This is a genomic window from Desulfobaculum sp. (genome assembly GCF_054921475.1).
Map to the genome: position 1 here is coordinate 1 of NZ_JBUDSW010000177.1, position 7765 is coordinate 7765.

Sequence of the window (7765 nt, forward strand, 5' to 3'; positions counted from 1 at the left end):
CAAGGTGATGGGGGCCATCACGGCCGCCTACAAGGGCCGCATTGACGGCAAGGCTCTGTCCGCGCTTGTCCGCTCCAAGCTTAATTCCTGATTTTTTGCCACGAGAGTAATACTAGAACCATATGGATTCTCGAACATATCAGCTTCTTGAGTTCCCCAAGGTCCTGGCGTTGGTTGCCGGATACTGCGTATCCGAGCCCGGCGCCGAGAGCGTGAAGGGCATCCGCCCCTTTGCGGATAAAACTGCCCTTGCGCAGGAACTCGAAGTCATGAGGCAGTGGCTGGCCTGGAGTGCGGAAACGCGCTTCAGGCTTCGCGGTTTTCCTTCCCTTGATGGGCTTTTTGCGTATCTGGAACGCCCCACGGCGCTTCTGGATTTGGACGCCCTGTGGGCGCTGGCCGATGTGCTGGGCGTGGTGAAGGAAACCCGTGAGAGCCTCGCCGAGGCCGACGAAGAACGCTTCCCCCTTCTTGCCGAGAAGGCGGGAACAGACTGGCCGCAAAAGCTGCACGCCGCCCTGAAGCGTTGCCTCGGGCGCGACGGCAACCTCCGCGACGAAGCGTCGCCGGAGCTGTTTTCCGTGCGTCAGGAGATTCGCTCCGTCCACAACCGCTGCTCCAAGCGCGTGAAGGACTTCATCGAGGGCGAAGGGCTGTCGCATTTTCTGCAGGACGATTATGTCACCATTTCGTCCGACCGTTACGTGGTGCCCTTGAAGGCGAACGCCAAGGGACGCGTGCGCGGCATCATTCACGACTACTCGCAGACCGGGGAAACCTGCTACTGCGAGCCGCTTTTCCTTGTGGACCTCAACAACGAGTTGCAGGACCTCAAGCAGGAGGAGCGCGAAGCCGAGCGTAAGGTCTTCCGTTATTTGACGGACCTTGCGCGGCAGGAGTTTGACGCGCTTCAGGCAAGCTACGGCTTTGTGGTGATGTGCGATATGCTGTGCGCCAAGGCCGCCTTTGCGGGCGAGTATGGCGCGCGCACCATTGAAATTGGCGAGGACAGCCCGCTGCGTCTGCGCGACGTGCGGCATCCGCTGCTTATGAAGAGCGGCAGCGCCGTGCCCGTTGATTTGGAGCTTGAGGACGGCCAGCAGGCGCTGGTGGTCAGCGGCGGCAACGCGGGCGGCAAAACGGTGTGCCTCAAGACCCTTGGTCTGTGCGCGCTGATGGCGCTGTCTGGTTTGCCGGTGAGTGCCGCCGAGGGCAGTTGCGTTCCGGCGTGGGATAAAGTTTTCGTTGTACTTGGCGATGAGCAGAGCATTGAAAACTCGCTGTCCACCTTTACGGCGCAGATAAAACATCTGTCCAGCGCCTTTGGTGCAGTTGACTCTCGCACACTCGTGATTATGGATGAGTTTGGAGCCGGAACCGACCCGAGCCAGGGCGCGGCCCTTGCGCAGGCGGTTGTGGACTCCATCTTGGATCGTGACGCGTGGCTTGGTGTGGCAACGCACTTCCCGGCGCTTAAGGCCTACGCCCTGAGTAAGGAGCGCGTGCGCGCCGCGTCGGTGCTCTTTCATCCGCAGACCAAAAAGCCCCTGTACCGCCTTGCCTATGACCAGGTGGGCGCCAGTCAGGCGCTGGATGTGGCCAAGGAGCACGGTCTGCCCGCAGAGATTCTGGAGCGCGCCGAACAGTACCTGTTGCTGGACGGTTCGGACACCTCCAAGATTGTGGAGCGCCTGAACGCGCTAGCCGTGTCCCGTGCTGAAGAATTGGAAGGCCTTGAAGCCGAACGCAAGAAGCTCCACGACAAGCGCGTGCGCTTCAACGAGCGGTTCGAGCGCGAAAAGCGCGCCCTTATCGATGAGATTCAGGCGCAGGCCCAGACCGTTCTGAAGGAATGGCGCGACGGCCGCATCGGTCACAAGGAAGCCCGCAAAAAGCTGGCCGAGGAGCGTAAAAAGCTCGCCGGAAGCGGGGCCGCATCCGCCACGGCGGAGCAGCCCAAGGAGTTCCAGTGGGAGGACGTCGAAGTCGGCGAGTCCTACGTGTACGGCTCCTGGGGCAAGTGCGGTGTGGCACAGGAGAAGGACGACAGAAAAAAGCGCGTCAAGATCGACATGGGCGGCGTGTCCGTGTGGGTCAAGTTCTCCGACCTGGCACCGGCCACCAAAAATGCCGAGAAGCCCAAGGCCGCATCCGGCGGCAGTGTGGCGCCCTCGGCGCCTACGGCCCTGACGGTGGACCTGCGCGGCATGCGCGCGGATGACGCTGTGGCCGAGGTGGCGCGCTACTTGGACAACGCGGTGCTGTCCGGCCAGAATCGGCTGGAGATTATCCACGGGCGCGGAACCGGCGCACTGCGCCGCGAAGTGCACGACTTTTTACGGACTTTTCCCCCGGTCGACCATTTTGCTCTGGCCCCAGAGGATCAGGGCGGCGATGGGATGACCATTGTGGAGTTGAAATAGCGAGTCCCGCCTGACGGGGCATGTGGCGCCATAGCGCCCTGAACGTGTTGCGCTCGGGGCGCGGCGCAAGTGCCGCCGAAGCCGGGAGTGGCAGAACATTCAGGAAAGGGCATGGCAAAGTTCGATTCTGGAGTGATTGCAGCCATCAAGTCGCGGCTCGACATTGTCGAGCTGGTCCGCAAATATGTGGACCTCAAGCGCGCTGGTGGACGTTGGATGGCTCCATGTCCGTTCCATCAGGAAACCAAACCGTCCTTCACGGTGCATCCAGACGGATATTTTTATTGTTTTGGATGCCGAGCTTCCGGTGATGTGATAGATTTCTACTGTCAGATCAACGGGCTGGACTTCCGTGAAGGGCTGACGCAGCTTGCCGAGGAACTCGGCGTGGAGCTGGCCACCGTTAAGCCGGATCCGGAGGCGGACGCCAGACGACGCGCGCGCAGCGACAGCATCAAGATGCACTCGCTGGCCGGTGAGTTTTTTCGTGCGAATCTGGACGCGCCTTCGGGCAAGATTGCGCGGGACTACATCGTCTCACGCGGGCTTTCGCCGGAAGTGGTTTCGGCGTTTGGGCTGGGATACAGCCTGGACGACTGGCACGCGCTGGAAAAGCACCTGCGCACACGGGGCTTTGCCCCGGACCGCGCGGCAGCCGCAGGCTTGCTGGTAAAGAACGAACGGGGCAATGTTTACGACCGGTTTCGTGGCCGGCTCATGTTCCCCATACATAACCTTTCAGGTCAGGTTATTGCCTTTGGCGCGCGAACGCTCACAGGCAACGACCCGAAATACCTCAACAGCAGCGAATCGCCCATCTATGTGAAGGGCGACCACCTCTACGGCTTGTTTCAGGCCCGCCGGACCATAGCGCATAAGAAGACCGCGCTACTCACGGAGGGCTATACGGACGTTCTGTCCCTGCACCAGTATGGCTTTACCAATGCCTGCGGCGTGCTGGGAACGGCGCTGACCCCGCATCAGGTGCGGCGCCTTGGTGGCTTCTGCTCCGACCTGTACCTTGTCTTTGACGGCGACGGTGCAGGGCGCAAGGCGGCACTGCGCTCCAGCGAGATGATTCTTGAACAGGGGCTCAAGTGTCGCGTAGTCCTTCTGCCCGATGGCGAGGACGTGGACAGCCTGCTGCAGACGCAAGGGGCGGACGCGTTCGCGCAGCTTATGGAGTCGGCAGAGGACGGACTCAAGTTCTGTCTGAGAACCGTTGGGCGCACCTCAACACGGGAAATGGTGGACTGGGTCCACAAATTCCTGAGCGGGCTGAAAAACCCGGAGTGGAAATCCTCGCTGATTTCCGAGGTGGCCCTCAATATAGGACTAAACGAACAGGATTTACGAAAACGTCTGCAGGCCAGCACGCGGGAAGCGGCTGCCGCCTCAGGCGGTGCGGGTTCTGGTGGTGGAAACCAGCCACGCCGGACCGCTCAGTCCACACGGGGAGAAAAGCTTGACCGCCAGCTCATGCGGTTTGCCGTACGCAACCCCCGCTTTGTGCGGGAGCTGGAATCAAGGGGCATGGGGGAAGCTCTTTCAACCCCCTTCGCCAATGGTCTGTGGGGGAAGATGGTCACCCATCCGGATGCCGATATCTTTGCGTTGCTTACGGAACCGGAAAAGCGGTATTGGGTGGAATGCAACCTCGATGGACCAGACAGCGAAGAGCAAGTGGACAAAGAGTGGTGCGATGTGTGCGAGCATCTTTCGCGCGTCCAGCTGAACTGCCAAAAGCGGTTCACCATCGACGCCTTGCGACGGGCGCAAATGAATGGCGACCACGCCGAAGTGCAGCGGCTGTTGCAGTTGCAGCAGGAGATCTTAGGGAGGCTAGATGAGCAACATTAAGGAAATCCAGCAGATCAAGGCGTTGATCGCGCAGGGCAAGAAAAAGGGCTTTCTGACCTTTGATGAAGTCAGCAAGGCGCTGCCCTCCGAAATCAACAAGCCGGATCAGATCGAAGAAGTCATCGGCATCTTCGAGCAGATGGACATCGCCATCGTCGACACCGAAAAGGAAGGCGACGAAATCCGCTTGGCCAATGCGCAGGAGAGCAGTGACGACGACTCCGGTCTGGAACTGGCCGAGAGCGAGGAAAGCTCTACGGACTACGCCTCGCGCAGCACGGACCCCGTGCGTATGTACCTGCGCGAGATGGGCGCTGTGTCCCTGCTCGACCGCGACGGCGAAGTGGACATCGCCAAAAAGATCGAAGAGGGCGAGCTGGACGTCTTGTACGCCCTTGTCGAAGTGCCCGTCGCCATCGAAGAACTGGTCTCCATTGGTGAGGACCTTGACGACGGCAGTGTCAAGCTCAAGGACGTCGTGAAGACCATCGAGGAAGACGACCCCAGCGAAGACGAGATGAACCAGCGCCAGCGCGTTATTCACCTCCTCAACGAAATTGGGGAAATCTACATCGACAAGCGCGACCTGTACATCAAGCAGGACGAGTGCGCCACCACGGAAAAGAAAGTGGTCGATCTCCAGCAGGAGATTTTGGACTACAAGGAAAACATCGTTAACAGGCTGCGTGACATCAAGCTCGAAAAGACGCTTATCGACGGCATCATCGAGCGTGTGAACGACTACGTGCGCCAGATGCACAACTGTCAGCGTGACCTTTCCGCCTACCTGCTGTCCACCGGTAAGCCCACGCAGGAAATCCGCGACCTGTTCGACCAGCTCGACGCCCGCGAGATTAACCCCGTGGTCGCCGCTGGCGAGCTGGGACTCACCGTGGAGGAGATGTTCTCCTTTAAGGAAATCATCTCCGGCAAGATTGAAATCCTCAAGCGCCTTGAGGACAAGTGCTGCCATCAGGTGCACGACCTCGAAGAAGTGCTGTGGCGCATCAAACACGGCAACCGCATGGCCTACCGCGCCAAGCAGGAGCTTATCCGCGCAAACCTGCGCCTTGTCGTGTCCATCGCCAAAAAGTACACGAACCGTGGCCTCCAGTTCCTGGACCTGATTCAGGAAGGCAACATCGGCCTCATGAAGGCCGTGGACAAGTTCGAGTACCAGCGCGGCTACAAGTTCTCGACCTACGCCACGTGGTGGATTCGTCAGGCCATTACCCGCGCCATTGCGGACCAGGCCCGCACGATTCGTATCCCCGTGCATATGATAGAGACTATCAACAAACTTATCCGCACCTCGCGCTACCTTGTGCAGGAGCTGGGACGCGACCCAACGCCGGAAGAAATCGCCGAGCGCATGGACTACCCGCTGGACAAGGTGAAGAAGGTGCTCAAAATCGCCAAGGAACCCATCTCCCTCGAAACGCCCATCGGCGACGAAGAGGATTCGAGCCTTGGAGATTTTATCGAAGACAAAAAGGCCGCCGCACCCGCAGAGGAAGTGGTCAATACCAAGCTCGGCGAACAGATTGCCGGAGTGCTGTCCGACCTGACCCCCCGCGAGGAACAGGTGCTGCGCAAGCGCTTTGGCATCGGCGAGAAGAGCGACCACACCCTCGAAGAGGTCGGCAAGCTCTTTAACGTCACGCGAGAGCGTATTCGTCAGATTGAAGCAAAGGCACTGCGCAAACTGCGCCACCCCGTGAGGAGTGCCCAGCTGAGGTCGTACTACGAAAACTAGCCTTACGCCTCCCTGCTCAGACATCGCGGCCCGCATGGCTTACCATGCGGGCCGTTTTCGTTTGGCAGGGCAGGGCGCTTTTTGACGCATTGATGCGCCTGGAGTATTTTGCAGGTATGAGTGGAATTCGGTTCTTTGGGCGCAGGCAGCGTGCATGGCGCGGTGTCGCATGCGCTGTGGCTTTGGCGCTTTTCCTTGTTCTGGGGCACGGCACAGGGTGCACGACGTCCGCGGATGAACTGGCATGGGCCAAGTGGATTCCCGACGGCGACACCGTTCAGCTGGTTGGCGGCACATGGGTACGGCTGACGGGCATTGATGCGCCGGAAACGGGCAAGCATGGCGCGCCGGGGCAGTACTATTCCGGCCGCTCGCGCGGCGCGTTGCAGGAGCTTGTGGGCGGGCGGCCGTTTCACGTGCGTCCTGTTGGGCGCGGGGCAGACCGCTACGGGCGCGTGCTTGGTGAAATCATTCTGCTGGATGGCACCAATGTGAACGAGGAACTTTTACGCAGTGGGCACGCCTCGCTGTATTGGTTCCCCGACCACCCGGCGGAGCTTATTTCGCGCTATATTGCTGTGCAGCGCGAGGCCATCAGCCACGAGCGCGGTTTTTGGCCGCGCGTGCTTGGTCAGCCCGTGGCGAGCGGGCCGTGGGTGGGCAACGCCAGAAGCCACCGCGCCTATCCGGCGGGCAACAGCCGGGTGAAAAAGATATCCCCCCGCAACCGCGTGGAGTTCTCCTCGCTGGAGGACGTCTATATGCACGGCTATAGCGCCGCGCGTTCGCTCTCGCCGTGGTGGCAGGTGCGGTGATGCCTGTTTAACATTCTGATTTGCTTTGTGTTTTCCATTTTTGTTATTTCAAAAATTTCAGAAATGGCAAAAATTCTCTTTCTGTTTGACGCTGTTCTGCGAAAACCGTATTCTGACCGACCCTTACATGAGATAATGGGGAATATGCCCGGCTTGGCGCTGGTTCGCGCTGTTGTGCGCGGCCTGCCGCCACCGCTGGCGGAAAAGGCCCCCAACGCGCCATGTTGTGCCGCAATTTGTGCAGGCTCTGGCGCGCCGCCATCCGCCGCCGGGCGTCCTGATAGTTGCTGAGTCTGCCCCGGCTGCGCACGCCCTCTCGGCGAGGGCGCGGCCCCCACGTGCGATGGGAAGAGGGCAGACCGATGGACCTCAAACTTTTCAGCAGAGCCTCGGTGTACCGCAAGAGGGAACAATCAATGCAACGCACTCCAATCGCCCAAGAACAAGATGCATGCGCAATCATAGCCTTTATCGATAAGCGCGGGCGCTCGTCCCACGCCAACATCGTCAAGACCATAGAAGCTCTAAAAAAGATGGCCCACCGCTCGGGCGACATCAATAACGAAGGTGACGGCTGCGGCGTCATGACGGACATCCCGCGCGAGGTATGGGCGGGGCGTCTGGAAAAGGCCGGACTCTCGCGCCATTTGGCCGAGAGCCGAGGCTTCTTCGTTGGTCATATTTTGCTGCCTCACCAGACGCGCGACAACGCGGACACCATTATGTCCCGCGTGCGCACGCTGTTTGCCGAGCGCGGCGCGGAGTTGCTGCACGAAGTCATCGGCAACACGCGCGATACCGAGCTTGGTCCGCTGGCCGCTGCCGAAGCGCCGCTGTTTTGGCAGGTGGCGGGCATTCTGCCGCAGGCGGAGCTGAATTCCGGTGGGCGCGTGCTGTTTGATGTGCAGATG

The 7765-nt window shown here is 60.2% G+C and carries 4 protein-coding genes and 1 pseudogene; all 5 read left to right on the forward strand.

What is annotated here, in order from left to right:
- The first annotated feature begins 122 nt into the window (after positions 1–122).
- Positions 123–2423 carry an endonuclease MutS2 gene (locus tag ACY69P_RS11605; RefSeq protein WP_462327581.1) on the forward strand — a complete coding sequence of 767 codons (2301 nt, stop codon included), beginning with the start codon at positions 123–125 and terminating at the stop codon, positions 2421–2423.
- 69 nt (positions 2424–2492) lie between these two features.
- Complete coding sequence (gene dnaG / locus ACY69P_RS11610; RefSeq protein ID WP_462327582.1) at positions 2493–4283, forward strand: DNA primase; 1791 nt, start codon at positions 2493–2495, stop codon at positions 4281–4283.
- A complete protein-coding gene (gene rpoD, locus ACY69P_RS11615) occupies positions 4270–6039 on the forward strand; it encodes an RNA polymerase sigma factor RpoD (RefSeq protein ID WP_462327583.1) in 1770 nt (589 codons plus the stop codon). The genes dnaG and rpoD overlap by 14 nt, the downstream gene beginning before the upstream one ends.
- Before the next feature lie 116 nt (positions 6040–6155).
- Entirely contained in the window at positions 6156–6854 is a 699-nt protein-coding gene (locus tag ACY69P_RS11620) for a thermonuclease family protein (RefSeq protein WP_462327584.1), read from the forward strand.
- Positions 6855–7270: 416 nt separating this feature from the next.
- Positions 7271–7765, forward strand: a pseudogene (locus tag ACY69P_RS11625) (glutamate synthase-related protein); the annotation flags it as partial.